The following is a 24,271-nucleotide window of genomic DNA, read 5'->3' as shown; positions in this document are numbered from 1 at the left end:
GGGATGTATTTTTCTATAGGCGATCGAAGCTCGATCGGACGGCTCGGGCGCTCGTCGGGACGCACTTTTGGCGCAGCCAGCCTCGGGTGGTGTGTCCGAGACTTGGCTCGACGCCGTCGCCCAGGTTCGATTTATGACAAATCCGAACCGGCAGGCTGCTTGGCTGCCTTATATGACGTGGTCCGTCGATGCATCGAAGAGATGGATCTGGGTCGGATCGATCGAAAGTCCGATCGTGTCTCCCGGTTTCACCCTGTCGCGCCGCGTCTCGACGATCGTCAGTTCCGGCTGGGTCTCCGCAACGATGAAGGTCGACGAGCCGGTCGATTCGACGAAGGCGATCGGCACATCGAAACTGCCATTCCCGGGCTCGACGACGCCGATATGTTCGGGCCGGATGCCGGCGACGAGTTTGCGCCCCGGCTCGATGGCGCGGCTTAGCGCAAGCGTCTGCTTTGCTGCGCCGAAATCCAGGATCAGGTTCTTGCCGTCTTCCGCGCCGATCGCCGGAATGAAATTCATCGCCGGCGAACCGATGAAACCGGCGACGAACCGGTTCACAGGCCGGTCGTAGAGGTCCAGCGGCGCGCCCTGCTGTTCGATGATGCCGTCGCGCATCACCACCACATGATCGGCCATCGTCATCGCTTCGACCTGATCGTGCGTGACGTAGACGAAGGTTGCGTTCAGCCGGTCGTGCAGCGCCCGGATTTCCTTGCGCATGTGGACGCGCAGCGCCGCATCGAGATTGGACAGCGGCTCGTCGAACAGGAAGGCCTTCGGATGGCGGATGATGGCGCGGCTCATGGCGACGCGCTGGCGCTGGCCGCCGGAAAGTTCGCGGGGATAGCGCTTCAGCAGATGCGACAGACCTGTCGTCGCCGCCACGTCCTCGGCGGCCTTCTTGGCCTCGGCCTTGGCAATGCCGCGGATGCGCAGGCTATAGGTCAGGTTCTCTTCAACCGTCATATGCGGATAGAGCGCATAGGACTGGAACACCATGGCGACGTCTCGCTTGCGCGGCGGCACGCCGTTCATCAGCTCGCCGGCGATCCTCAAATCGCCGGTCGAGATGCTTTCGAGGCCGGCGAGCGAGCGCAGCAGCGTGGACTTGCCGCAGCCCGAAGGGCCGACGAGCGCGACGAAAGTTCCCTTGGCAATCGACAGGTCGATGTTCTTCAGGGCGTGGAAGGCGCCGTAATATTTATTGACGCCTCTGAGCTCGATCTGCGTGGTCATTTGAGGGCTCCAGAGGTGAGGCCGGATACGATGCGGCGCTGCAAGAGAACGAAGATGGCAAGGATCGGCGTCACATACATCGTGGCGTAGGCCATGATGTTGTTCCATTCGTTGGTATTCGGCCCCATGAAGGAATTGAGGCCGACGCTGGCCGGCTGAAGTTCGGCCGCCTGGATCATCGACTTCGAGTAGACGAATTCGCCGAAGGCCTGCATGAAGATCAGGATGGCGCTGACGAGAATGCCGTTGCGGGCGAGCGGCAGCACGATGTTGAAGAAGGCGCCGACGCGCGAATTGCCATCGACGAGGGCTGCCTCTTCCAGTTCCTGGGGAACGCTCATGAAGGTGGCGCGAACCAGGATGACGAAGAAGGGCATGCTCTTTGCGGCGACGGCAATAATGACGGCGAGCCGCGGATAGGACAGCATGCCGATCTGCGAGAAACCGACGAAGATCGGCGTGATCATCAGCGATGCTGGCAGGACCTGCAGCATCAGGATCAGAAACAGGCCGATATCCACCCAGACATTGCGGTACCTGGCGAGCACATAGGCGCAACCGACGCCAAGCAGCGCGATGAGCGCCATGGAGCCGAGAGCGATGACCAGCGAGTTCCAGAGATAGCGGCCCATGTCGCGGCTTTCCCAGACTGTGGCGTAGGTCCCCCATTGGGGTGCTGCCGGCCAGAAGCTGGGCGGCGTCGCAAACATCTCCGAGCCGCTTTTCAGCGCAGTGATGTACATCCAGTAAAGCGGGAAGAGATAGATTGCCGCCATGACGATCGATATCGCCAGCATCAGGCGGCCACGGTTTGTCGTCATCATCCGCGCACCTCGTGGCGTGTGGACCGGACATAAACGACGGACGCGAACATGACGAAGACGATCATGATGACGGAGATCGTCGCGCCCTTGGCGAAGTCGTATTGCCGGAAGGAGAGATCCCAGGCCCAGTATTGCGTGACGTTCGACGAATTGTTCGGCCCGCCGGAGGTGATCGCGGCGAAGAGATCGAACTGCTGCAGAGTGAAGATCAGACCGAGCGAGACGATGGCGCCGATGGTCGAGCGCATCATCGGCAGCGTGATCGTCCAGAAGCGCTGCCAGACATTGGCGCCGTCGAGTTCGGCCGCTTCGAAGAGATCGGCGGGAATGCCGGCAAGACCGACGGACAGAAGGATCATGTTGAACGAGGTGCCGAGCCAGATATTGGCGATGATCACCGCATAGAGCGAATAATGCGGGTCCGAGCGCCAGAAGATGTTGCCGGAGATGATGCCGCTTTCCCTGAGGATGAAATTCAGCACGCCGAAATCACCAGAGAGAATCCAGTTCCAGATGGCGCCGACGACGAGGCCGGGCATCACCCAGGAGACGAGGAATAGGCCGCGCATCCATGAGGCGCCGGGGAAGTTGACCCAGAAGAACAGCGCCAGGCCAAAGCCGATCAGGAACTGGCCGGCGATCGAGCCGGTGACGAAGATGACGGTGTTATAGAGGATCGGCAGCGTTTCCGGCTGCGCGAAGAGCTCGGTATAATTCTTGAAGCCGACGAAAGGACGCGAGAAGGTCCCGAGGCTGAACATGTCGACCTCCTGGAAGCTCATCACCACATTGTAGATCAGCGGCAGGCCCGCCATCAGGAACAGAAAGCCGAGCGGGAAAGCGACCAGCACGATATCGAAACCGCGGCCGTCCCTGACGCTCATCAGGATCCTCTTCATGCGTCCTCCGATGTTCCGAACGGGGCCGCCTGGCGCATGATGCGGAAGACGGCCCCTGCCGGGAGGAAAGAGTTGGATGGCATATGCCATCGGTGGATGATTTTGGTTTCCTCTTCTCCCCAGCGGAGAGAAGAGGGAGCAAGGAGCCAATCCAGCTCTTCGCTTTCGCTTCGGCTACGCCGAACCGCTCCTTAGCCCAGCACAGCCTTGATCTTGTCCGCTGCCTGGTCGAGTGCGTCCTTCGGGCTCATCTGGCCGGTCAACGCCGCCTGGATGGCGTCCTGGATCGCCTTGGAGATCTTCGGCCATTGCGGATGCGGACCGCGCGGCTTGGCATATTTCAGCTGTTCGAGGAACACCTTGAGGGCGGCATCCTTCAGCGGCTGACCGGTCTCGGGGATGGAGATGTCGGAACGGGCCGGAAGCTGGCCGAAATTCTTGAACATCTTGTCGTCCTGCGAGGCGAAATATTCGAGCGCCTTGAAGGCTTCGGCCGGATGTTTGCTGGTAGCAAAGATCGCCCAGTTGAAGTCGCCCATGGCCGACGAACGTTCAGCCCCTTCCTTTGGAACCGGAAGCAGGGTGACGCCCCAGTCGAATTTCGCTTCCTGCGTCATGCGGTCGAGTTCCCAGGGACCCGAGATCGCCATTGCCGCATTGCCGGAGTTGAAGGTGCCGGTCGAATCCCACTGGCCGCGTGTCAGCGTATCGGGAGACGCGAGCTTCTCGTCCATGATCGTCTTCCAGATCCCGAGCGCCTTCACCGCGCCGTCGGCATTGATGTGCTGATAGCTGCCGCCGCCCATCTGGGCCCAGGGAAGGAACTGAAAGGTGCCCTCCTCGTTGGCCTTGGCCGAAAAAGCCAGACCGTAAACGTTCTTGGCGGGGTCGGTCAGCTTGCGCGCATCCTCGACCAGTTCGTCCCAGGTCTGCGGCGGCTTGTTCGGATCGAGGCCCTTGGCCTTGAACATATCCTTGTTGTAGTAGAGCGCGATCGTATTGGTCGCCTTCGGCACGCCAAAATACTTGCCGTCCCATTCCACTGACTTCAGCGGTCCGGGGAAATAATTATCCGGCTTGATGACGGTCGACTTGGCGATCATATCGGTCAGGTCGAGGAAGGCGCCGCGCGATGAGAACAGCGCATGCTCCGGATTGTCGACGGCGATGATATCGGGCGCCTGGCCGGTGGCGTAGGCGCGCATCGCCTCGGTGACGACGTCGTCGAACTGGATCAGCCGATACTCGATCTTGATGCCGTTGTTCTGGGCGTTGAACTCCTTGACGAGGTTCGGCGCCGGCTGGGTGTCCTTATCCAGCGACCAGAGTGTCAGCGTGACGTCCTCGGCCTTGGCCGAAAGGCCAAACAGCGAGACGCCTGCAAGCGCCAGAGCGCCGAGAATTGCATATTTACGGATAGCCATGGTTCTCCTCCTTTGTGGTTACCCCGTTTCCGGCAATTCCTCCTTGCCGGAAACGATATCATCAGACCGGGTCGACGACGAATTCGCCGCCCCGGGCATGCTTGAGGTGGTTCAGCGCATAGACCTGACCGGTCATTTCAAGCGCGTCGCGATAGACCGGGTCGTGCCAGCCTTCGATATCGATCGAGCCGGACCAGCCGGCAAGGCGCAGCTCGGAAATGATGTCGGTCCAGTTGCTGTCGCCGAAGCCCGGCGTGCGCATAAAGACGAACTTCTCCTTGCCGAAGATCCCGTGTTCCTTGATGACCTCCCAGCGGATGGTCGCGTCCTTGCCGTGGACGTGGAAGAACTTGTGCGCCCATTTGCGGATCTGCGGCAACGGATCGATCAGATAGACCATCTGATGGCACGGCTCCCATTCCAATCCGATATTGTCGTCCGGCGTCTCGTTGAACATCAATTCCCAGGCGTCGGGGTTGTGGGCGATGTTCCAGTCGCCGCTTGCCCAGTTGCCGTCCATGGCGCAATTCTCGAAGGCGATCTTGATGCCCTTGTCGGCCGCCCGTTTGGCGAGCTCGCTCCAGATCTGCTTGTAGCGAGCCAGGCTGTCGGTCAGCGGTTTGCCGCGGATGCGGCCGGTGAAGCCGGCAACGCAAGTGGCGCCGAAATGATGGGCATTGTCGATGCAGTCTTTCCAGCCCTGCAGCGTCTCCAGGTCGATTGCGGTCTCTTCCAGCGGATTGCCGAACATGCCGAGCGTCGAGATGGTGATGTCGCGGTCGCCGATGGCGTCGAGGCAGCGCTTGCCGAGCTCGGAAAGGTCCTGACCCTTGGTCGTCTGCCAGAAGAAGGGTTCGAAGCTTTCGAAGCCCATGTCGGCGATTTCGCCGATGCGCTGGGCGGTATCGCCCTTGTTACCGCTGACCATGGTGCCGATGCGAATTGATTTTGCAGGGTTGCTCACGTCACTTGATCCTATGCTGAAATTTCGATGCGCTTGCCGGTCTTGGCGCTTTCGATCGCACCGAAGACCATGGCGAGGCTTCTGATATTGTCGGAGTTGACCGTTTCGGGCTGTTTGCCGGTGCGGATCGCCGCGATGAAGTCGGCGATGACGCTGGCGTGGCCGTGGGTTTCTTCGTCATGCTCCGGACCGGGAACGTTTACGGAAGTAGAACCACGCAACAGGCCGGGCTCCTCGCCCGCAACCGTCGCCTTGAAGCTCTCCTCGCCGTCCCAGGTGAGCATGCCCTTCGAGCCGACGAGACGCCACTGGCTTTCCCAGCTGGTGCGCTCACCCTCGGCGCACCAGGAGCCACGATAGGTAAAGACGATATCGTCTGAAAATTCGAAGATGGCATTGGCCGAGGCGCCGTGCCGGTACCACGACCCCTTCGGATTGCGCTCGACGCAATAGACGGCGAGCGGCTTCCTGTCGGCGACGTAACGGGCGGCATCGAAGGTGTGGATCGCCATGTCGAGAAGCAGGACATTATCCATCTCTTCGCGGAAGCCGCCGAAATGCGGTGCGAGGAAGAAGTCGCAATGGATGCCGGTGAGCTCGCCGATCACGCCGCTGTCGACGAAGCGGCGCAGGCGCCTGATGCCCGAGATGAAACGGCGGTTTTGGATGACCGCATGGATGCGGCCGGTTTCTGCGGCGAGATCGATCAGCGCAGCGCCCTCGGCAAGCGAGGCGGCCATCGGCTTTTCGCTGAGCACGTGGCAGCCGGCCTTGAGCGCCGCCGAAACGACATCGTACCGGGCGGACGGAATGACGATGTCGAAGACCAGATCGGCCTTGGTCGCAGCGATAACTTCGGACAGGTCCGAACCGATCACAGCGCCCTTAAGACCGAACTCGGCAGCGAGCTTTTCCGCCGTCTCCCGGTTGAGGTCGACGAGACCGACGATGGTGATGGATTCGGCCAGTTGAGGGTTGGAAGCGATGGCGCGCAACCAACCTTTGGACATAGCTCCGCACCCGCACAGAATGGCACTGAATTTCACGATTTCCTCCAGGGAATGGCGCCAACTCTCCTCGTGACACGCACTCCGTAAACGTTTACGAATGTTGGCGGAAACACTTTGCGATGTCAATAGACGCCAAATGCGAAATTTCGGACCGAGATCCGAATGGATCTAAATCAGAGAAGGAAAGCAGGATGTCATCTGGAAACCGCGCGCAGTTTTCGGCATCATGCTCCAGGGAAAATCAACAACGATGAAGGGCATTCGCCAGCTTGCCGAACACTTGGATATTTCGATCGGCACGGTCTCCCGGGCGCTGAATGGCAAGCCTGATGTCAACGAGGAAACGCGCCGCCGCGTGCTGGCAGCCGCGGAGGAACTCGGCTACGTCGCCAACCAGTCGGGGCGGAGCCTGAGACAGGGAGAGACGAAGGTCATCGGGTTGATGATCGAATCCAGCACGGAGGCGGTCGAGAATGCCGACAACTTCTTCCTCGGCGTCACCAGCGGCCTGCAAAGCGTCTTTGCCCGCCACAGCCTCGACCTCATCATGCTGCCCAGCCCGAGCGATGAGGATCCGCACGAATATCTGAAGCGCATGGTGGCGCGGGGCATCGTCGATGCGATGATCATCTCGAATATGCAGCGTATCGACCGGCGCATCGATCTTCTGTCGCGGGCAAAGATCCCCTTCGTTTCGGTCGGCCGCAGCCTTTCGGCCAGCAATTCGCCCTGGATCGATCTCGATTTCGAAGGCGTGGCCGAACATGCGGTCCAGCGGCTGGTCGCACGCGGCCACCGTCGGATCGCGATCACCGCGCCGTCGAGCGAGGTCAACCTCGGCTACGTCTTTCTCGAGAGCTATCGCCGCGCGCTCGAACGCCACGATATAGCGTTCGACCGGTCGCTCGTCATCCGCGTCAAGTCGAGCGAACAAGGCGGCTATCAGGCGGCCCACGAGCTGCTGCTTCTTGAAGAGCGGCCGACGGCGGTGATCCTGATCTACGAGCTGATGGCGATCGGCCTTTACCGCCGCCTGACGGAGGCAGGCGTCATGCCCGGCCGCGACATTGCCGTGATCGGCTTCCGTGACGCGCCTCGAGCGCGGTTCCTGCAGCCCTCGCTCAGCTGCTTCCGCATGTCACTCTACGATCTCGGCATCGCGCTGGGCCAGATGCTTCTCGCCAACATGCCGGCCTATCGCAAGTTCTATCCCGATGCCGGCCGCAACGTCGTCTGGCCGCTCGAATTGGTGCCGGGAGAAAGCGATGCGTTTCAGGCGGTGGCCATGGTCTGAGCGCCGCTGGATGACTCCTCCAGGAAAGCGGGGGCTCCCTCCCCGCCGATCTTGTAAAAGTGAGTTAAATGTAGCATACTTTCTGATGAATGTAGTATGGACGATGTCGATGAAAATGTCCTTCATGACCAGCGCTTCCTTCAACCAGAATCCGAGTAAGGCAAAGAAGGAGGCGAATGAACGGCCGCTCGTGATCACCGATCGCGGCAAGGCGGCTTATGTGCTTGTCAGTTATGCGGAATTTCAGGCGAACTGGAAGGCGCCGAAGACACTCTTTGCGGCCTTGCGCGATCCGACAGCCGATGAAAGGGAGTTCGAGCCCGAGCGGCTCGGCTTTGACGACAGGACCGTCGAGTTCTGATGGTGTTCCTGCTTGACACGAATGTCGTCTCTGCTGCGCGAAGAGCCGAGCGGCAGTCGCGGGAATTCCAAGACTTCATGAAGGAGTTTTCCGTTGCCGAAGCCTATCTCTCAGCGGTTACGATCATGGAAATCCAGTTCGGCATCCAGCGCGAGCGCGGAAGGGACCCCGGCTTCGCCGAGGATCTGCGCCGCTGGATGGATGAGAGCGTGCTGACGGAATTCGCCGAGCGCATCCTGCCATTCGATGCAGCGACGGCAAGCCGGGCCGGACTGCTTCCAACCGCGGACAAGCGTCCATCCGCCGATGCAATGATCGCCGCCACTGCGTTGGAACACGGGCTGAACCTCGTGACCCGCAATGTCGCGCATTTCATCCCGCTAGGCATCGAATGCATCGACCCCTGGCGTTTTGCTGGCACACGGAGCTGAGCGGCTGGCAGCAGCGCCTCATGCGCCCGATACGAAGAACCGGTTCTCCGGCCGCGGCAAGCCGAGATGCTCGCGCAGCGTTGCGCCTTCATATTCGCTGCGGAACAGGCCGCGGCGCTGAAGCTCCGGAACCAGTCGTTCAGTGACGTCAAGGAGACCCTGCGGCAGATAGGGGAAGACGATATTGAAGCCGTCCGAGCCTTCCTCCTCCAGCCAGCATTCCATTTCGTCGGCAATGCTTGCCGGTGTACCGACGAAGGCAAGGCCGGCATAGCCACCATAGCGTTGCGCCAGCTGCCGCACGGTCAGGTTTTCTTCCGCCGCAAGCTTCAGGACCTGGGCGCGGCCGGTCTTGCTGGCATTGGTGTCGGGAATATCGGCCGGTAGCGGCGCGTCGGGATCGAAGCCGGAAGCGTCATGGCCGAGCGCGATCGAAAGCGAGGCGATTGCGCTGTCGTAATGCACCAGGCCGTCGAGGGTGGCACGTTTGGCGCGGGCCTCCTCGATGCTGTCGCCGACGATGACGAAGGCGGCGGGCAGGATCTTCAGATGGTCGCGGTTGCGGCCGATGGCTTCCATGCGACCCTTGATATCGGCAAAAAGCACCTTGCCGGCGGCAAGATCGCGCGGCGAACAGAAGACCATTTCGGCGGTCTCCGCGGCAAGCTGGCGGCCGGGATCCGACTGGCCGGCCTGGACGATGACAGGCCATCCCTGCGGCGGGCGGGCGATATTGAGCGGCCCGCGGACGCTGAGTTCCTCGCCCTTATGGTTCAGCGCATGCATTTTTTCCGGATCGAAGAACAGGCCGCTCTCCCGGTCGCGAATGAAGGCGTCGTCGGCGAAGCTGTCCCAGAGCCCGGTGACGACATCATAAAACTCCCGAGCGCGATGATAACGCTCGCCATGCTCCATATGTTCGTCGAGGCCAAAATTGAGAGCGGCGTCGGGGTTCGACGTCGTGACGATGTTCCAGCCGGCGCGGCCACCGCTGATATGGTCGAGCGAGGCGAAACGTCGGGCTATGTGATAGGGCTCGTCGAATGTGGTGGAAGCGGTAGCGACGAGACCGATACGCTCCGTCACTGCCGCCAGCGCTGAGAGCAGCGTGAAGGGCTCGAAAGAGGTCACGGTGTGGCTGCGCCTGAGTGCCTCGACCGGCATGTTGAGCACGGCAAGATGATCGGCCATGAAGAAGGCGTCGAATTTCGCCCGTTCCAGCGCCTGTGCAAAGAACTTTAGATGCGCGAAATTGAAGTTTGCGTCAGGATAGGAACCGGGATAACGCCACGCGCCGGTATGCAAGCTGACGGGACGCATGAAGGCGCCGAGGCGCAACTGCCGTGAACGGGTCATGATTTTCCTCATGGATCGGGCAAGGCGGCCGCCTGCCCCGCATTGGGCGTTCTTTCCGGAGCCGCTGCGGCGACGCATCGGATATCGGTTACGTAGGAGGTCGACGAATTCAAATCGAGGCCGGCTGCAGTAATTTCCGCCAGGAATTTCATTCCTTCTCCGGCCGCGTTTTCACGGAAACGCCGAACCGAGACACTAATCCCGGCGGCCGGAGGCCGATAAGCAAACACTTTCCATTTTACATGACATCTATAGAATTTGTGCTCTTATCTCGATGCTCGATTTCTTTCACCGATAGGATCGGTAGAATTGGAGACATCGATGAATACCGTCCTGAGGCAAGCAGACCAGATCCGGCCGGTGGCCGCCCGTATCGGCAGCGACGAGGAAGTGATCGCAACCGCCCGCAGGCTGGCGGCGCAATTTGCCGCACGCGCCGCCGAGCGCGATAGCGACCGGCTCCTGCCGTTCGCCGAACTCGATCTTCTCGCCCAATCCGGCCTTCTGGCGATCACCGTGCCCGCGCAATATGGCGGGCTCGACGTCTCGAACGCCGTGCTTGCCGAGATCACCGCGATCCTGTCGGAGGCGGACAGTTCGATCGGCCAGATCCCGCAGAACCATTTCTATATTCTCGAGGCGCTCAGAACCGACGGCGGCGAGGAGCAGCAGCGTTATTTCTTCGGCCGGGTGCTGGCCGGCGACCGTTTCGGCAATGCACTTTCCGAGCGCGGCACGAAGACGGTCGGCCACTATAACACGCGCATCACCCGCGACGGTCCGGGTTACCGGATCAACGGCCGCAAATTCTATTCGACCGGCGTCCTCTTTGCCGACTGGATCACCGTCTTTGCGCTCGATGCGGAGGAGCGGCTGACCATGGCCTTCGTGCCGAAAGGCACCGAAGGCATCGAGATCGTCGACGACTGGGACGGTTTTGGCCAGCGCACCACCGGCAGCGGCACGACGATCCTCGACAATGTCTATGTCAGCGCCGATTCCGTCGTCTTCCATCACAAGGGCTTCGAGCGGCCGACGACGATCGGCTCGGTCGGCCAGATCATCCATGCCGGTATCGATCTCGGTATCGCGCGGGCGGCCTTTGCCGAAACGCTGGAGTTCGTCAGGACGAAATCGCGCCCCTGGATGGATAGCGGCCTCGACCGTGCCTCCGACGATCCGCTGACGATCGTCAAGGTCGGCCAGATCGCCATCCGGCTGGAAGCCGCAACGGCGCTCGTCGAGCGTGCCGGCCACAAGGTCGATGCCGCGCAGATCGAGACGACGGAGAAAAACGTTGTCGAGGCGACGCTTGCGGTTGCCGCCGCCAAGGTGCTGACGACCGAGGTGGCGATCGAGGCGGCGAATACGCTCTTCGAACTTGCCGGAACCTCGTCGGTACAGGCAGGCCTCAATCTCGACCGCCACTGGCGCAATGCCCGCACTCATACGCTGCACGATCCGGTGCGCTGGAAATATCACGTTGTCGGCAACTACCATCTGAACGGCGTGACGCCGCCGAAAAACGGCGCGCTCTGAAATTTCCGTCGCTTGCAAACGAAAGCCCCACCGCCAGCGTTGGCGGTGGGGCTTTTGCGTTCGAGGGAAGACGGCCGCCTCAGCTATAGAGGCTGACCTCCGGTATCTTGTCGTTCAGCACGAATTCACCAACTTCCTTGGCCTTGTAGAAGACCGGGTCGTGCAGCGTGTGGGTGCGGACATTGCGCCAGAACCGGTCGAAGCGATATTTGTTCGCTGTCGAGCGCGCGCCCGTCAGTTCGAAGACGCGTGAGGTGATGTCGAGCGAGACATGGGTGGCATGGACCTTGGCGGCATAGGCTTCCGCCGCCGCCTCGCCGCGCTCGCGTGCCGTCACATCTCGGCCGTGGGCTAGACCCGCCTGCACGGCGGTTGCCGCGCTGTCGGCAAGGGCTGCCGAGGCCTTCAGCGCGGCGGTGAATTCGCCGACACGTTCGAGGATATAGGGATCGTCCGCTGCCCGCTCGACGCCTGATGTGATCCACGGCCGGGTCGTGGTTCTGACGTAGTCGACGGCCGCCTGCAACGCGCCTTCGGCGGTGCCGAGATAAAAGTTGACGAAGACCAGCTGGATGAACGGCGTATTGAAGGTCGAGAGCACGGGCGGCGCCACATCGGCTGCAGCGGGCGCACCGACGAAATCCTCCTCGTAGACGGGGAAATCGTGGAATTCGACACTGCCGCTGTCGGAGAGGCGCTGGCCGATATTGTCCCAGTCGTCGCTGGCGACGTAGCCTGGGCGATTGGTCGGCACGGCGAAACCGGCGATCTTGTCATCGAGCGTGGCGTTGGCGTTGATATAGTCGGAGACCCGCGCTGCCGTGGAGAAGGACTTGCGGCCGTTCAGCACATAGCCGTTGCCGCGGCGGGTCAGCACCAGCCCGGGGTCGCGCGGGTTGACGGCCGCGCCCCAATAGAGGTTCTTCGCCACCGTCTCGCCGCCGAGCGCTTGGGCGCGCGCCGCATCGAGCGCCCAGTAGATGTACTGGCTATTGACATAATGGTAGCCGAGCAACTGGCCGATCGAGCTCTCGCCACGGGCGAGAATGCGTACCAGCCTCAGCCCGTCGACCCAATCGAGGCCGCCGCCGCCGATCTCTGACGGATGCAGCGCGTTGAGCAGGCCGGCATTCTTCAGCTTGACGATCTCGGCAAGTGGCGGACGGCCGTCGCGGTCGAGTTCGGCCGCGCGCTGGGAAAGGTCGGCCGAGATAGCCTCGGCACGGGCAAAGAGGTCTTCTCGCGTCGGGTTGCGGGGGGCCGCGAAGACGACATTGGACTGGCTCATGGGCGGAACTCCAATTCTCCAAGGGGATGTTCCGGCGGGAGCCGCACGCTCCCCGCCGGAAAGGATCAAGCCAAAAGCCTCAGAACAGTTTGTCCGGGATCCAGCTGGCGGTCGCCGCATCGCTGATGCTGAAGGCGGGGACCTTTTCGGCCAGCTCTTCGATCGTCTTGACGCCGGCGGCGCGCAGGCTCTCTTGCGTCAGAAGCGTCGGCTTCACGGTAATCTGATGGGGTACCGTCTGGCCGGCGATTTCGAGAGCGGCGGCGCGGATCGAGACGGCGCCGACCACGGCCGGATTGGTGGCGACGGTCGCGACCCAGGGACTGCCTTCCTCGGTAATTTCCTGGATATCGGCCGTGGAGACATCGGCAGAATAGATCTTGAGCTTGTTTGCAATGCCGAGATCGTTGGCAGCGAGTTTTACGCCGCGGGCGAATTCGTCATAGGGGGCGAAGACCACCGATATATCGGGATTGGCTGTGAGTACGGCCTTGGCCTGGTCGGCGGTCGAGGTTGCCGTCGTGTCGCTGACATTGCCGAAGCGGGCCTTTTCGACCACGCCTTTGTTGTCCGACTTGAACTTGTCCCAGACTCCGTTGCGGCGGTCGAGCGGCGCAAAGCCCGCGACATAGACATAACCGGCGTTGAAGCTGTTGCCGTTATCCTTCACCACCTGCGCGAGCGCCAGCGAGGCAAGCTCGTGGTCGCTCTGCTCCACCTGTGGGATTTTGGGGTTGTTGAGGTTGACGTCGAAAGCCACGACTTTGATGCCCTTGTCGAGCGCCTGCTGCACGACGTCGCCGAGCGATTCCGGCAGGCCGTGGTCGATGACGATGCCGGAGACGCCGAGGTTGATCGCCTGCAGGATCTGCTCGCGCTGCTCGGCGGCATCCTGCCGCCCGGGGAAGATGCGCAGGTCGATATCCAGTGCCTTGGCCTGGGCCTCGGCGCCCGCCTGGTAGGCCTGGAAGAAATCGCCGGCCGAGATGTAGCTGATCAACGCCACCTTGACGCCACCCTTGTCGAAGGGAGCCGGAGCACCGGACAGGCCGTCGGCCTTTGCGCCTTGAATGAAAATGAACGGAATGACGGCGGCAGACAGTGCGAGCCGTGCGAGGGATTTCATCGTCGCGTTCCTTTTGGCAAAAAGAGGCGTCGTCTGACAGGCAGCACCCCGCGACGCGTCAAGTTATTAGATATAATCTCTATGTTTTTAGTAGATTAAATGATCCGATTTTGCGGGCTGCGGGAGATTCTTTGTTCCCCCGGCACTGTCCGCCGGGGAAATGCGTGCCTGGAATTCGACCGCCCAAAAGAGGCACACTCCTGATACAAATGCAGTCCCGGATCTTGTCGATGCCGCTTCTTCACATAGAAAATATCAGCCGCAGCTTCGGGTCGACGCGGGCGCTTGCCGGCGCCGATCTTTCGATCGAGCGCGGCGAGATCGTAGCGCTCATGGGCGCAAACGGCGCGGGAAAATCGACGCTGGTCAAAATCCTTTCCGGCGTGCTTCCGGCCGACGGCGGTACGATCCGTTTCGATGGCCGTCCCTTCGCGCCGCGCAGCCCGGCGGAAGCGGCAAGGGCCGGTATCGTCACCGTGCATCAGTCGACGGATCTGGTCGGTGCAGCCGGCCTGACCGTCGCCGACGCCCTGCTTCTCAACCGTTTCGCCGATCGCAGCACGCCCTTCTTCGTCACGCGCGCCGGCATTCGCCGAGCGGCGCAGGCGATGCTCGATGCTGCCGGCCTCACCTTGCCGCTCGACCGTGATTTCGGCGAACTCGCCAGCGCCGACCGGCAACTGGTGGCGATTGCACGGGCGCTAGCCAACCGCGCCGATCTCCTCATTCTCGATGAGCCGACGGCGAGCCTTTCCGGAGAGGAAAGCCGCCGTCTCTTTGACATTCTGCTGAGGCTTCGCCAGAGGGGACTGGCAATCCTTTATATATCGCATCGCACAGCCGATCTCGAAGCGATTGCCGACCGCGCGCTCGTCATGCGCGGCGGCCGCGTCGTCGGCACCTTCTCGCGGCCGATCGATTTTTCGAGCGCCATCGAGACGATGATCGGCCGCAGATTGGATGCGGCCCGGCCGGATGCGCGGCCCGCGACCGGCCCGGTGATTTTCGAGATGCGCGATGCCTGCCTGCTGCCCACAGGCGCGTCCTTCGATCTGTCGCTCCATGAGGGCGAAGTGGTGGCGGTGACCGGCGTGCTCGGCGCCGGCAAGAGCCGGCTGCTCCAGGCGATCTTCGGCGCGACGGCGCTTGAGGGTGGCACGATGTTTCTCGAGGGCCGGCCTTACCGACCGAAAAGCCCGGCCGAAGCGATTGCGTCAGGCGTTGCGATGGCGGCCGAAGACCGTCATCGTTCCTCGCTGATGCCGCCGGCATGGCCGGGCCATTCGCTCTCGGCGACGATCAGCCTGCCGCATCTTTCCAAATGGTATCCGCGCGGGTTCCTCCTCGGCAGGCGCGAACGACATGAGGCCGAGCAGGCGATCGCCCATTTCGGCATCAAGGCAGCCGGTCCGCTCGCCTCCGTCTGGTCGCTGTCCGGCGGCAACCAGCAGAAGGCGGTGATCGCCCGCTGGGAAGCGGAGCCAAGCCGCCTCCTGTTGCTCGACGAGCCCTTTCAGGGCGTCGACGTCGGCGCCCGCCGCGATATCATACAGGCAATCCGTGCCCGCACCGACCGGGCGACGCTGATCGCGACCTCCGATCCCGAGGAGGCCTATGAAGTGGCCGACCGCATCCTGGTCATCGACCGCCACGTGTTGGAACCCGCCGCGGACGGAAATGCCGCTCCTTTTGCCATTCAGGAAATATCGGCATGACGACGTTCGACGACGACACTCGGGCAGGCACTCTGCAAACGGTATCGCACGCCGAAAGCGGCCGCCTTGCAGCCTTAGGGGCGTTTCTCCGCGCAGGCGCGGTGTTTATCCTGCTTGCGCTGCTGATCGTCGGTTTTTCGATCGCCGAGCCCGCTTTCATCAACATCGCCAATCTCATGAGCATCCTGCAGGCGGTGTCGGTCGTCGCCATCCTCGGTGCCGGCGTCACTGTCACGCTTGCTGTCGGCGGTTTCGACCTGTCGATCGGCGCGGTCGCCGCATCGAGCGTGATGGCGGCGAGTTATGCAATGATCGTCTGGGGTCTCGACGCCTACGCGACGGTGCCGCTGGTGCTCGCCTTCGGCGCCCTGGTCGGCCTCGTCAACGCCTTGCTGATCGTGCGCCTGAAGGTGCCGGATCTGCTGGCGACACTGGCGATGATGTTCCTGCTCTCCGGCCTGCAGCTGATACCCACTGCCGGCCGGTCGATTTCATCAGGCCTCACCTTGCCCGACGGTTCGAAGGCGACCGGCGCCTACGACCCGGCCTTCCTGCTGATCGGCCGCTACAGCATCTTCGGCACCCTCCCCGTCTCAGTGGTGTTAATGGCGGCGGTCGCCGTCGTACTCTTCATCCTCACCGAACGCACCCGCATCGGCCGGCTGCTGTTTGCGACCGGCGGCAACGAGGTCGCCACCCGGCTCGCTGGGGCTTCGACCGTCAGGCTGAAGACGCTCGCCTATGTCCTGTCGGGCACGCTGGCCTCGCTCGGCGGCATCATCATTGCCGCCCGCGTTGGGCGTGGCGACATCTCTTCCGGCGGCTCGCTGCTGATGGATTCGGTTGCCGCCGCGCTGATCGGTTTTGCCGTTTTCAACCTGCGGCGCCCAAACGTGCTCGGCACCATCGCCGGCGCCGTCTTCGTCGGCGTGCTGCTGAACGGTCTGACCATGCTGAACGCCCCCTATTACACCCAGGATTTTGTCAAGGGCGCCGTGCTCGTCGGCGCGCTGGCGCTGACCTACGGCCTCGGCCGCAGCAATTCCTAAATTCCAAGGAAGAAAGACATGACCCGCCAAATCAGGCTGAACGCCTTCGACATGAATTGCGTCGGACACCAGTCGCCGGGGCTCTGGCGCCATCCACGCGACAAGTCGTGGACCTATAAGGATCTCGACTACTGGGTGCATCTGGCAAAGACGCTGGAGCGCGGCGGGTTCGACGGCCTGTTCATCGCCGACGTGCTCGGCGTCTACGATGTGCTGAACGGCAATGTCGATGCCGCCCTTCGACATTCGGCGCAGGTGCCGGTCAACGATCCGCTGCAGCTCATCCCGACCATGGCCTACGCCACCGAGCACCTCGGCTTCGGCCTGACGGCCTCGCTCTCTTTCGAGCATCCCTACACCTTCGCCCGCCGCATCTCGACGCTCGATCATCTGACGAAAGGCCGCGTCGGTTGGAATATCGTCACCTCCTATCTCAACAGCGGCGCGCTCAACATCGGTCAGCCGGCGCAGACGGGACACGACGATCGCTACGACCTCGCCGAAGAATATCTCGAAGTCTGCTACAAGCTCTGGGAGGGAAGCTGGGAGGACGGCGCCGTGGTCCGAGACCGCGAAACCGGCATCTTCACCCATCCAGAAAAAGTCCACCCGATCCGCCATTCCGGCCGGCATTTCAACGTGCCCGGCATTCATTTGAGCGAACCCTCGCCGCAGCGCACGCCGGTGCTCTACCAGGCCGGCGCCTCCAGCCGCGGCAAGGATTTCGCCGGCGCCCATGCCGAATGCATCTTCGTGGCGTCGCCATCGAAGGCGGTGCTGAAACGCTATGTCGCCAATGTCCGCGAGGCGGCCGAGCGTATCGGCCGCAACCCGCGCGACATTCTCGCCTTCAACCTCCAGACAGTAGTCCTCGGCGAGACCGATGCCGAGGCGCAGCGCAAATTCAACGAATACCGCAAATATGCCTCCTTCGAAGGCGCGCTGACGCTGATCTCCGGCTGGACCGGCATCGATTTCGGCCAATTCGGGCCGGACGAAGTGCTGCGCCACCGTCATACCAATGCGGTGCAATCGGCCGTCGAGACCTTCACCACCATCGATCCCACCAAGGAATGGACGGTGCGCGAAATGGCCGACTGGGTCGGCGTCGGCGGTTTTGGTCCTGTTTTCGTCGGCTCGCCGCAGACGGTTGCCGATCTGATGCAGGAATGGATCGAGGACACCGATGTCGACGGTTTCAACCTCGCCTATGCCGTGACGCCCGAGAGTTTCGAGGATGCTGTGGATTTGCTGGTGCCGGAATTGCAGAAGCGCGGCGTCTACAAGACCGAATATGCCAAGGGCACGCTGCGGGAAAAGCTTGGGGGAGCAGGACCGCGACTTGTCGCGCCGCATCCGGGTGCCGCCTACCGCGATCTCTTTAGCGAGCCAACACGCCTCGCCGCCAGCGGCTAGAGCATGATGCCGAAAAGTGTGAGCGGTTTTCGAGGAATATCCTGCTCCAAGCAAATAATGGCTGGGTGACAAAAAATGTCTCGCCCGGCCCGACCATTCGAATTTAATTATCTATGATAGTTGGCATTTCGCCCTGAATATGGGCACTTGAAATTTTATCGATCAGGAGGGGTCATGACCGTACCATCTATCTCGCGGCGCACGCTGATGAAGGGCGCCGCCCTGCTCCTCGCTTCGACGGCGCTTAGCCGCCACGCGCTGGCGCAGACGGCGCCCGCCGGTGGCCGGCTGATCGTTGCTGCGGATTCCGAGCCGAAGAACCTCAATCCTGCCATCGTTGCCTCGAACGGCGTCTTTTTCGTCGCAAGCAAGGTGATCGAACCACTGGCCGAAGCCTCGTTCGACGGCAAGGACGGGCTTTCGCCGCGCCTCGCCACGTCCTGGGAGGGCTCGGCCGACGGCCTCTCCGTCACCTTCAAGCTGCGCGACGGCGTCACCTGGCACGACGGCAAGCCGTTCACCTCGCTCGATGTCGCCTTTTCCGCGCTCAATATCTGGAAGCCGCTGCAGAATCTCGGCCGCCTGGTCTTCGCCGATCTCGAAGCCGTCGATACCCCTGATGATTACACCGCCGTCTTCCGCTTCTCCAAGCCGACGCCGTTCCAGCTGATCCGCAATGCCCTGCCCGTCGTCACCAGCGTCGTTGCCAAGCACATCTTCGACGGCAGCGATATCGCCACCAATCCGGCCAACAACGCGCTCGTCGGCACTGGTCCGTTCAAGTTCGCCGAATACAAGCCCGGCGAATATTACCGGCTGACGCGCAATGAGAATTACTGGGGCAAGGACCAGCCGAAACTCGATGAGATCGTCTTCCGCGTGCTGCCGGATCGCGCGTCGGCGGGGGCGGCGCTCGAAGCCGACGAAATCCAGCTTGCCGCCTTTTCGGCAGTGCCGCTTGCCGATCTCGGCCGCATCTCCAAGGTGGACGGTATCAAGGTGATTTCGAAGGGCTATGAGGCTTTGACCTATCAGCTGGTCGTCGAGATCAATCACCGCCGCAAGGAGTTGGCCGACCTCCGGGTCCGCCAGGCGATCGCCCAGGCGATCGACAAGAAATTTGTGGTCGACACGATCTTCCTCGGTTACGCCGCTGCCTCCACAGGCCCGGTGCCGAGGAATGCGCCGGAGTTCTACACATCAGATGTCGCGGCCTATGCATTCGACCCCGCCGCCGCCAACGATATTCTTGACAAGGCGGGTTACGCCAAAGGGGCGGACGGTAACCGCTTCAAGCTGAAGCTTCGCCCGGCGCCCTATTTCAACGAGACCCGCCAGTTCGGCGATTACCTTCGCCAGGCGCTCGCCGTGATCGGCATCGATGCCGAGATCGTCAATGCCGATGCGGCCGCCCACCAGAAAGCTGTTTATACCGACCACGATTTCGATCTTGCCGTCGGTCCGCCGGTGTTCCGCGGCGATCCGGCGATCTCCACCACCATTCTCGTCCAGTCCGGCACACCTGATGGTGTGCCCTTTTCCAACCAGGGCGGCTACGTCAATCCGGAGCTCGACAAGATCATCCATCAGGCCTCCGAAACCGTCGACACGACGGCGCGCACCGATCTCTACCGCAAGTTCCAGCAGCTCGTCGTCGCCGATCTGCCGCTGATCAACGTCGCGGAATGGGGCTTCATAACCGTTGCGCGCGATACCGTGCTCAACGTCTCGGACAATCCGCGCTGGGCCGTTTCGAACTGGGGCGATACCGCGCTGCAATCATGATAAGATTGGCGGCAATTCTCTTCCGAGGGCCCAGTCCGGCGTGAAACGTGCAATCATCCTCCTGAGGCGCAGGGCGATCAGCAGTATTCCGGTGCTGCTGATCGTGGTGATCTTCACCTTTTTGCTGCTCGAATCCGCTTCGGGCGATGCCGTCGACGCCTATCTTGGCTCGATCGGGGGCGGCGATGCGGCACTCAGGCAGTCGCTGCGCGAAAGCTATGGCCTCGACCGGTCCGTGCTCGCGCGCCTGTGGCTCTATCTTTCCTCGCTTGCCCGGCTCGATCTCGGCTGGTCGGTGGCCTTCGGGCGGCCGGTCGGCGCACTAATTGCCGAACGCCTGCCCAACACGCTGCTGTTGATGGGCAGCGCCACCGCGCTGTCTTTCGGCTTGGGCTCGGCGCTCGGTATCCTTGCCGGCGCCCGGCCGGGCACCCTTCGCGACCGATTGCTGTCGATCGGTTCGCTGATTGTCTACGCCATTCCGAGCTTCTGGCTCGGCCTGGTTCTGAGCATCGCCTTTTCGGTGACGCTGCGCTGGTTTCCGATCGCCGGCATCGAGACGATCGCTTCCGGCAAGACAGGATTGTCGCGCGCGCTCGACATTGCCGATCATCTGGTCCTGCCGGTCGGCGCGCTCGCCTTGATCTATCTCGCCCTGTTCCTGCGGGTGATGCGCGCCGGCATGGCGGAGGCCTGGAAGCTGGATTTCGTGCTCTTTGCCCGCGCCAAAGGTCTGTCGCGCAGTCGCATCGTGCTACGCCACGTGGCGCGCAATGCGCTGCTGCCGCTCGTCACCATGCTCGGGCTACAATCGGCGGCCATGCTCGGCGGCAGCGTGGTGATCGAGAGCGTCTTTGCTATTCCCGGGTTCGGGCGGCTGGCGCAGGAGGCGGTCAACGGCCGCGACGCGCCGCTGTTGATGGGTATTATCGTTACCAGTGCCGTCCTCGTTATTTCGGTCAACTTTCTCGTCGATCTCGTCTATGCCGCGCTCGATCCGCGCATCGGCGCTTCGGAGGGCAATGCATGAGCCGTCTCCGCCGCCTCCTCAGCACGCCGGAAGGCGCGGTCGGGCTTGTGATCCTTCTCGTCCTGCTTGCGGTTGGGCTGCTTGCTCCGATCATTTCGCCGGGCGATCCGCTGAGAATTGCCGGCCGGGCGCTGCTTCAGCCATTCACCGATCCAGGTTTTCCGCTTGGCACCGACCGGCTTGGCCGCGACGTGGTGGCGGGCTTACTCTATGGTGCGCGAACCTCGCTTGCCGTCGGCCTTGCGGCAGCGTTTTCGGCCATGCTGCTTGGCCTCTGCGTCGGCATGGCGGCCGGTTTTGCCGGCGGGATCGTCGACGAGGCGCTGATGCGCGTGGTCGACGCTTTCCAGATCGTGCCGGGCTTTCTGCTCGCCCTTGCCTTCGTCAGCACCATCGGGGTCTCGATGCCTGTCGTCGTCCTTGCCATCGCGCTTGGCACATGGGCCGATCCGGCGCGGCTGACGAGAGCGCAGGTGCTGGCGATCCGCGAGCAGGATTACGTCGCCTCTGCAAGGGTGATCGGCATGCATCCGGCCGAGATCGCCTTCCGGGAGATCCTGCCGAACGCTTTGCCGCCGGTGCTGGCGCTGTCGGCCACCATTGTCGCCGGCGCAATTCTCACCGAGGCAGCACTTTCCTTTCTTGGTCTTGGCAATCCCAATATCGCCACTTGGGGCTCGATGATCGCCGAGGGCCGCAGTGTGCTGCGTTCGGCCTCCTATCTCTCGGTCCTACCGGGGGCGGCACTCGCCGTCACCGTGCTCGGCGTCCATCTCTTCAGCGAAGGTATTAGCAAGGCGCTTGGCGATGACGGCGTGAGGGCGGCATGAACGGCGTTTTCTGCAGCCTGCGGCAGCTTTCGGTCACCTACGGGCGCGGCAGGAACAGTGCTGCCGCGCTCGACCATATCGATCTCGATATCGCTACAGGCGAAAGGCTTGCGATCATCGGCGAAAGCGGCTCCGGCAAGAGCACCGTCGCCCGCGCGCTCGCCGGCCTGCTGCCGGAGGGAACGAGAGTTGGCGGCGAGGTGTTTTGGCCTGGGCTTGGCCATCCGCCCCGCCCTGGTCGCGATTTCGGCTTCGTCTTCCAGGATCCGGGCGCGAGCCTCAATCCCGTGCTGACGGTCGGCGAACAGGTCGCCGAAGGCGCGAGGCGCCATCTCGGCGTCAGCTGGAAACAGGCCTATATCAGGGCCGAAGAGCTGCTTGGGCGGGTGCGGATACCGCAGCCTGACAAGGTGATGCGGGCTTTTCCGCATCAGCTTTCCGGCGGTCAGCGCCAGCGCGTGGCGATCGCCGCAGCCATTGCCGCGAAACCAGCGCTGCTGATCGCCGACGAAGCGACCAGCGCGCTCGATGTCGTCGTCCAGGCCGAGATCGTCCGCCTGCTCGACGGGCTGGTTCGCGAGGACGGCATGACGCTGCTTTTCATCACGCACGACATCGCCCTTGCCTCCGGCTTCGTCGATCGCATCGCGGTTTTCTGCGACGCGAGGCTGGTCGAGGCGGGACCGGTCCGTTCAGTGCTTTCGGCGCCGAAAAGCGTTTATACCGCCGCGCTCATCGCCAGCCACCGCGACCTCGCGACACCGCCGCTGATCGCGGAGGTGCCGTCATGAATGATACCCTGCTGTCCGTCGAAAACCTGGCGAAAGGGTTTTCTTCCGCAGGGCGTCGGGTTGCCGCCCTCGACAACGTGTCGCTGACGATTGCGGCCGGCGAAACACTCGGGCTCGTCGGCGCTTCCGGCAGCGGGAAATCGACGCTGTCGCGCATCCTGCTGCGGCTTCTTGCGGCCGATGCCGGCTCGATCCGCTTCGAGGGAGAGGATTGGCTAACGCTGAATGGCGCGACTTTGCGCCGCAAGCGGGCGCGCATGCAGATAGTGTTCCAGGATCCGCTGGCGGCCTTCAATCCGCTGGCGACTGTCGGCACTGTCCTCGATGATCCGTTGCGCATCCATGGCGTCGTCCCGAAAGACCAGCGCCCCGGCGAGATCGCCATGCTTCTCGAGCGTGTCGGTCTGGCTGCAGATTATGCCACTCGTCCCGTTCGTGCGCTCTCCGGCGGCCAGCGACAGCGTGTGGCGATCGCGCGGGCGATTGCGACACGGCCCTCGTTGCTTGTGCTCGACGAAGCGGTCTCGGCACTCGACGTCACCGTGCGCGGCAGGATCCTCGAACTTCTGGTCGATCTGCAGAAGGAACAGGGCATTGCCTGTTTGTTCATTTCGCACGATCTTGCCGTGGTCCGCGCCGTCTCTCACCGCATCGCCGTCATGGAAGGCGGGCGGATCGTCGAGATCGGCCCGGCAGCGGCGGTCGTTGCCGCGCCGCAATCCGATGCCGCCCGCGCGCTTGTTGCCGCTGTCCCCCGTCTCGTCACGGATCCATCTTGAAGGAAGTATCCATGTCCGATCTTGGTTGGAATCCCCTGCATGGCGCGCCCTCCTATCCACCAGAGCGCTATGCCGTTCTTGCCGACAGAATTGGCAGCATCTTGAGCAGCGGCAACGACATATTGCTGGTGCAGGCAGAGGCGATGGTGGCGCTGGAGGCGGCGGCGGTCAGCCTTGCCCGTCCGGGCCTTACGGCGCTCAACATCGTCACCAGCCCCTATGGCGGCTGGTTCGGGCAATGGCTGCGGCGAGGTGGTGCTGCGGTCAAGGATATCATCGCCGAACCAGGGCGGCCGACGGAGATCGAGGCGATCGCCGAGGCGCTGGACGCCGGCCCGTCTATCGATGTGCTCGCCCTGGTTCATGCGGAATCGGCAAGCGGCATTCTCAACCCCCTCCCTGAGATACTGGCGCTTGCGCGTGCCCGCGGCATCGTCACCGTCGTCGATGCGGTCGCCTCGATCGGCGGCCATCGGCTCGACGTCGACGATCTCGGCATCGACATCGCGGTGATCGGTGCGCAGAAGGCGCTTGGCGGTCCAGCGGGCGTCTCGGCGCTCTCGATCAGCCGGCGCGCCTGGGGCCTCATTCTGAGCGATGGCGCGCCGCGCGATTCGATCCTGTCGTTGGCCGATCTGAAGACCTGGGTCGACGGCGGACGGCGCGGCCTGCCGGGAACGCCGGCGCCGTTGGAATTCTTCGCGCTCGAAACCGCACTCGACCGCATCGAGGCCGAAGGCCTGGAGAATGTCGTCGCCCGCCATGCACTGGCAGCATCGGCAACACGGGCGGGGCTTGCAGCGCTCGGCGTGGGGGTCTGGGTGCCGGCAGCCAAAGCTTCGAACCTGGTGACGGCGGTGCCGATGCCGAAGGCACTGGCGCCTGATGCGCTGATCGCCGCCGCGGGGCGGCTGGGAGTGGAGCTGACCGAAGGTGTGGGAACCGCGCCGGCCCGCCTCGTCCGGCTGAACCATACAGGTCCGCGCGCCGCATTCCAGGCGGTGCTGTCGAACGTCGTGGCCTATGGCGCCGCCCTCAGGCAGGCCGGTTATCCCACGGATGTCGCCGCCGCTGCGGAGGCGATATGCGAGGCCTACTGCCGCTGAAAGCCGTATCCGGCC

General features: G+C 62.7%; 23 protein-coding genes. 13 read left to right on the top strand and 10 right to left on the bottom strand.

Translation table 11 applies throughout. The features are described 5' to 3' along the window. Positions 1–168: 168 nt before the first annotated feature. The 6 genes from HJB82_RS21315 to HJB82_RS21290 form a co-directional block, all read right to left on the bottom strand. Positions 169–1,239, bottom strand: a complete 1,071-nt coding sequence (locus HJB82_RS21315; protein WP_221116188.1) for an ABC transporter ATP-binding protein — start codon at positions 1,237–1,239, stop codon at positions 169–171. Continuing rightward, a complete protein-coding gene (locus HJB82_RS21310) occupies positions 1,236–2,063 on the bottom strand; it encodes a carbohydrate ABC transporter permease (RefSeq protein ID WP_221116189.1) in 828 nt (275 codons plus the stop codon). Before HJB82_RS21310 ends, HJB82_RS21315 begins: the two co-directional genes overlap by 4 nt. After that, positions 2,060–2,962 (bottom strand): carbohydrate ABC transporter permease, encoded by a 903-nt coding sequence (locus HJB82_RS21305; RefSeq protein ID WP_221116190.1) that lies wholly within the window; start codon positions 2,960–2,962, stop codon positions 2,060–2,062. Before HJB82_RS21305 ends, HJB82_RS21310 begins: the two co-directional genes overlap by 4 nt. A gap of 191 nt (positions 2,963–3,153) precedes the next feature. Beyond that, the gene (locus HJB82_RS21300; RefSeq protein WP_221116191.1) at positions 3,154–4,386 is read right to left on the bottom strand and encodes a sugar ABC transporter substrate-binding protein; all 1,233 of its coding nucleotides are present in this window, start codon (positions 4,384–4,386) and stop codon (positions 3,154–3,156) included. A 61-nt stretch (positions 4,387–4,447) separates the two neighbouring features. Then, complete coding sequence (locus HJB82_RS21295; protein ID WP_221141323.1) at positions 4,448–5,350, bottom strand: sugar phosphate isomerase/epimerase; 903 nt, start codon at positions 5,348–5,350, stop codon at positions 4,448–4,450. An 11-nt stretch (positions 5,351–5,361) separates the two neighbouring features. Further along, positions 5,362–6,396, bottom strand: a complete 1,035-nt coding sequence (locus HJB82_RS21290; RefSeq protein WP_207585907.1) for a Gfo/Idh/MocA family protein — start codon at positions 6,394–6,396, stop codon at positions 5,362–5,364. Positions 6,397–6,610: 214 nt separating this feature from the next. Between HJB82_RS21290 and HJB82_RS21285 the strand changes: the two genes are divergently transcribed. The 3 genes from HJB82_RS21285 (at position 6,611) to HJB82_RS21275 (ending at position 8,446) form a co-directional block, all read left to right on the top strand. Next, positions 6,611–7,654, top strand: coding sequence for a LacI family DNA-binding transcriptional regulator (locus tag HJB82_RS21285; RefSeq protein ID WP_207585906.1), 1,044 nt, complete (start codon positions 6,611–6,613; stop codon positions 7,652–7,654). Positions 7,655–7,739: 85 nt separating this feature from the next. Continuing rightward, positions 7,740–8,015 carry a type II toxin-antitoxin system Phd/YefM family antitoxin gene (locus HJB82_RS21280; protein ID WP_207585905.1) on the top strand — a complete coding sequence of 92 codons (276 nt, stop codon included), beginning with the start codon at positions 7,740–7,742 and terminating at the stop codon, positions 8,013–8,015. After that, positions 8,015–8,446 (top strand): type II toxin-antitoxin system VapC family toxin, encoded by a 432-nt coding sequence (locus tag HJB82_RS21275; RefSeq protein WP_207585904.1) that lies wholly within the window; start codon positions 8,015–8,017, stop codon positions 8,444–8,446. Before HJB82_RS21280 ends, HJB82_RS21275 begins: the two co-directional genes overlap by 1 nt. A gap of 18 nt (positions 8,447–8,464) precedes the next feature. On the opposite strand, the gene HJB82_RS21270 is transcribed toward HJB82_RS21275, so the two are convergent. Continuing rightward, positions 8,465–9,802, bottom strand: a complete 1,338-nt coding sequence (locus tag HJB82_RS21270) for an LLM class flavin-dependent oxidoreductase (RefSeq protein WP_207585903.1) — start codon at positions 9,800–9,802, stop codon at positions 8,465–8,467. 8 nt (positions 9,803–9,810) lie between these two features. Further along, positions 9,811–9,954: a hypothetical protein gene (locus HJB82_RS21265; protein ID WP_221116194.1), complete on the bottom strand. Its 144-nt coding sequence runs from the start codon at positions 9,952–9,954 to the stop codon at positions 9,811–9,813. Positions 9,955–10,123: 169 nt separating this feature from the next. Here HJB82_RS21265 and HJB82_RS21260 point away from each other — a divergent pair, with 169 nt between their 5' ends. Further along, positions 10,124–11,341, top strand: a complete 1,218-nt coding sequence (locus HJB82_RS21260) for an SfnB family sulfur acquisition oxidoreductase (protein ID WP_221141322.1) — start codon at positions 10,124–10,126, stop codon at positions 11,339–11,341. A 79-nt stretch (positions 11,342–11,420) separates the two neighbouring features. On the opposite strand, the gene HJB82_RS21255 is transcribed toward HJB82_RS21260, so the two are convergent. Both HJB82_RS21255 and HJB82_RS21250 read right to left on the bottom strand, forming a co-directional pair. Next, entirely contained in the window at positions 11,421–12,629 is a 1,209-nt protein-coding gene (locus HJB82_RS21255) for an acyl-CoA dehydrogenase family protein (protein ID WP_207585901.1), read from the bottom strand. A 79-nt stretch (positions 12,630–12,708) separates the two neighbouring features. Further along, positions 12,709–13,755 carry a substrate-binding domain-containing protein gene (locus HJB82_RS21250; RefSeq protein ID WP_221141321.1) on the bottom strand — a complete coding sequence of 349 codons (1,047 nt, stop codon included), beginning with the start codon at positions 13,753–13,755 and terminating at the stop codon, positions 12,709–12,711. A 230-nt stretch (positions 13,756–13,985) separates the two neighbouring features. Here HJB82_RS21250 and HJB82_RS21245 point away from each other — a divergent pair, with 230 nt between their 5' ends. From HJB82_RS21245 to HJB82_RS21205, 9 genes are all read left to right on the top strand, one after another. Beyond that, complete coding sequence (locus HJB82_RS21245) at positions 13,986–15,470, top strand: sugar ABC transporter ATP-binding protein (protein WP_207585899.1); 1,485 nt, start codon at positions 13,986–13,988, stop codon at positions 15,468–15,470. Beyond that, on the top strand, positions 15,467–16,519 hold the full coding sequence (locus tag HJB82_RS21240; RefSeq protein ID WP_207585898.1) for an ABC transporter permease: 1,053 nt from the start codon (positions 15,467–15,469) through the stop codon (positions 16,517–16,519). The genes HJB82_RS21245 and HJB82_RS21240 overlap by 4 nt, the downstream gene beginning before the upstream one ends. Positions 16,520–16,537: 18 nt before the next feature. Continuing rightward, complete coding sequence (locus tag HJB82_RS21235; protein WP_207585897.1) at positions 16,538–17,935, top strand: LLM class flavin-dependent oxidoreductase; 1,398 nt, start codon at positions 16,538–16,540, stop codon at positions 17,933–17,935. A 174-nt stretch (positions 17,936–18,109) separates the two neighbouring features. After that, complete coding sequence (locus HJB82_RS21230) at positions 18,110–19,720, top strand: ABC transporter substrate-binding protein (protein WP_207585896.1); 1,611 nt, start codon at positions 18,110–18,112, stop codon at positions 19,718–19,720. A 40-nt stretch (positions 19,721–19,760) separates the two neighbouring features. Beyond that, positions 19,761–20,750: an ABC transporter permease gene (locus HJB82_RS21225; RefSeq protein ID WP_207585895.1), complete on the top strand. Its 990-nt coding sequence runs from the start codon at positions 19,761–19,763 to the stop codon at positions 20,748–20,750. After that, on the top strand, positions 20,747–21,580 hold the full coding sequence (locus HJB82_RS21220; protein WP_207585894.1) for an ABC transporter permease: 834 nt from the start codon (positions 20,747–20,749) through the stop codon (positions 21,578–21,580). The genes HJB82_RS21225 and HJB82_RS21220 overlap by 4 nt, the downstream gene beginning before the upstream one ends. Continuing rightward, entirely contained in the window at positions 21,577–22,371 is a 795-nt protein-coding gene (locus HJB82_RS21215) for an ABC transporter ATP-binding protein (protein ID WP_207585893.1), read from the top strand. The genes HJB82_RS21220 and HJB82_RS21215 overlap by 4 nt, the downstream gene beginning before the upstream one ends. Beyond that, entirely contained in the window at positions 22,368–23,150 is a 783-nt protein-coding gene (locus HJB82_RS21210) for an ABC transporter ATP-binding protein (RefSeq protein WP_207585892.1), read from the top strand. Before HJB82_RS21215 ends, HJB82_RS21210 begins: the two co-directional genes overlap by 4 nt. An 11-nt stretch (positions 23,151–23,161) precedes the next feature. Continuing rightward, positions 23,162–24,256, top strand: a complete 1,095-nt coding sequence (locus HJB82_RS21205; RefSeq protein WP_221131189.1) for an alanine--glyoxylate aminotransferase family protein — start codon at positions 23,162–23,164, stop codon at positions 24,254–24,256. Positions 24,257–24,271: the final 15 nt, after the last annotated feature.

The sequence above is a fragment of the Rhizobium sp. NZLR10 genome (assembly GCF_019685125.1).
Taxonomy (GTDB): domain Bacteria; phylum Pseudomonadota; class Alphaproteobacteria; order Rhizobiales; family Rhizobiaceae; genus Rhizobium.
Note: the sequence above shows the minus strand (reverse complement) of the source record. Positions and strands in the feature narration are given on the sequence as shown.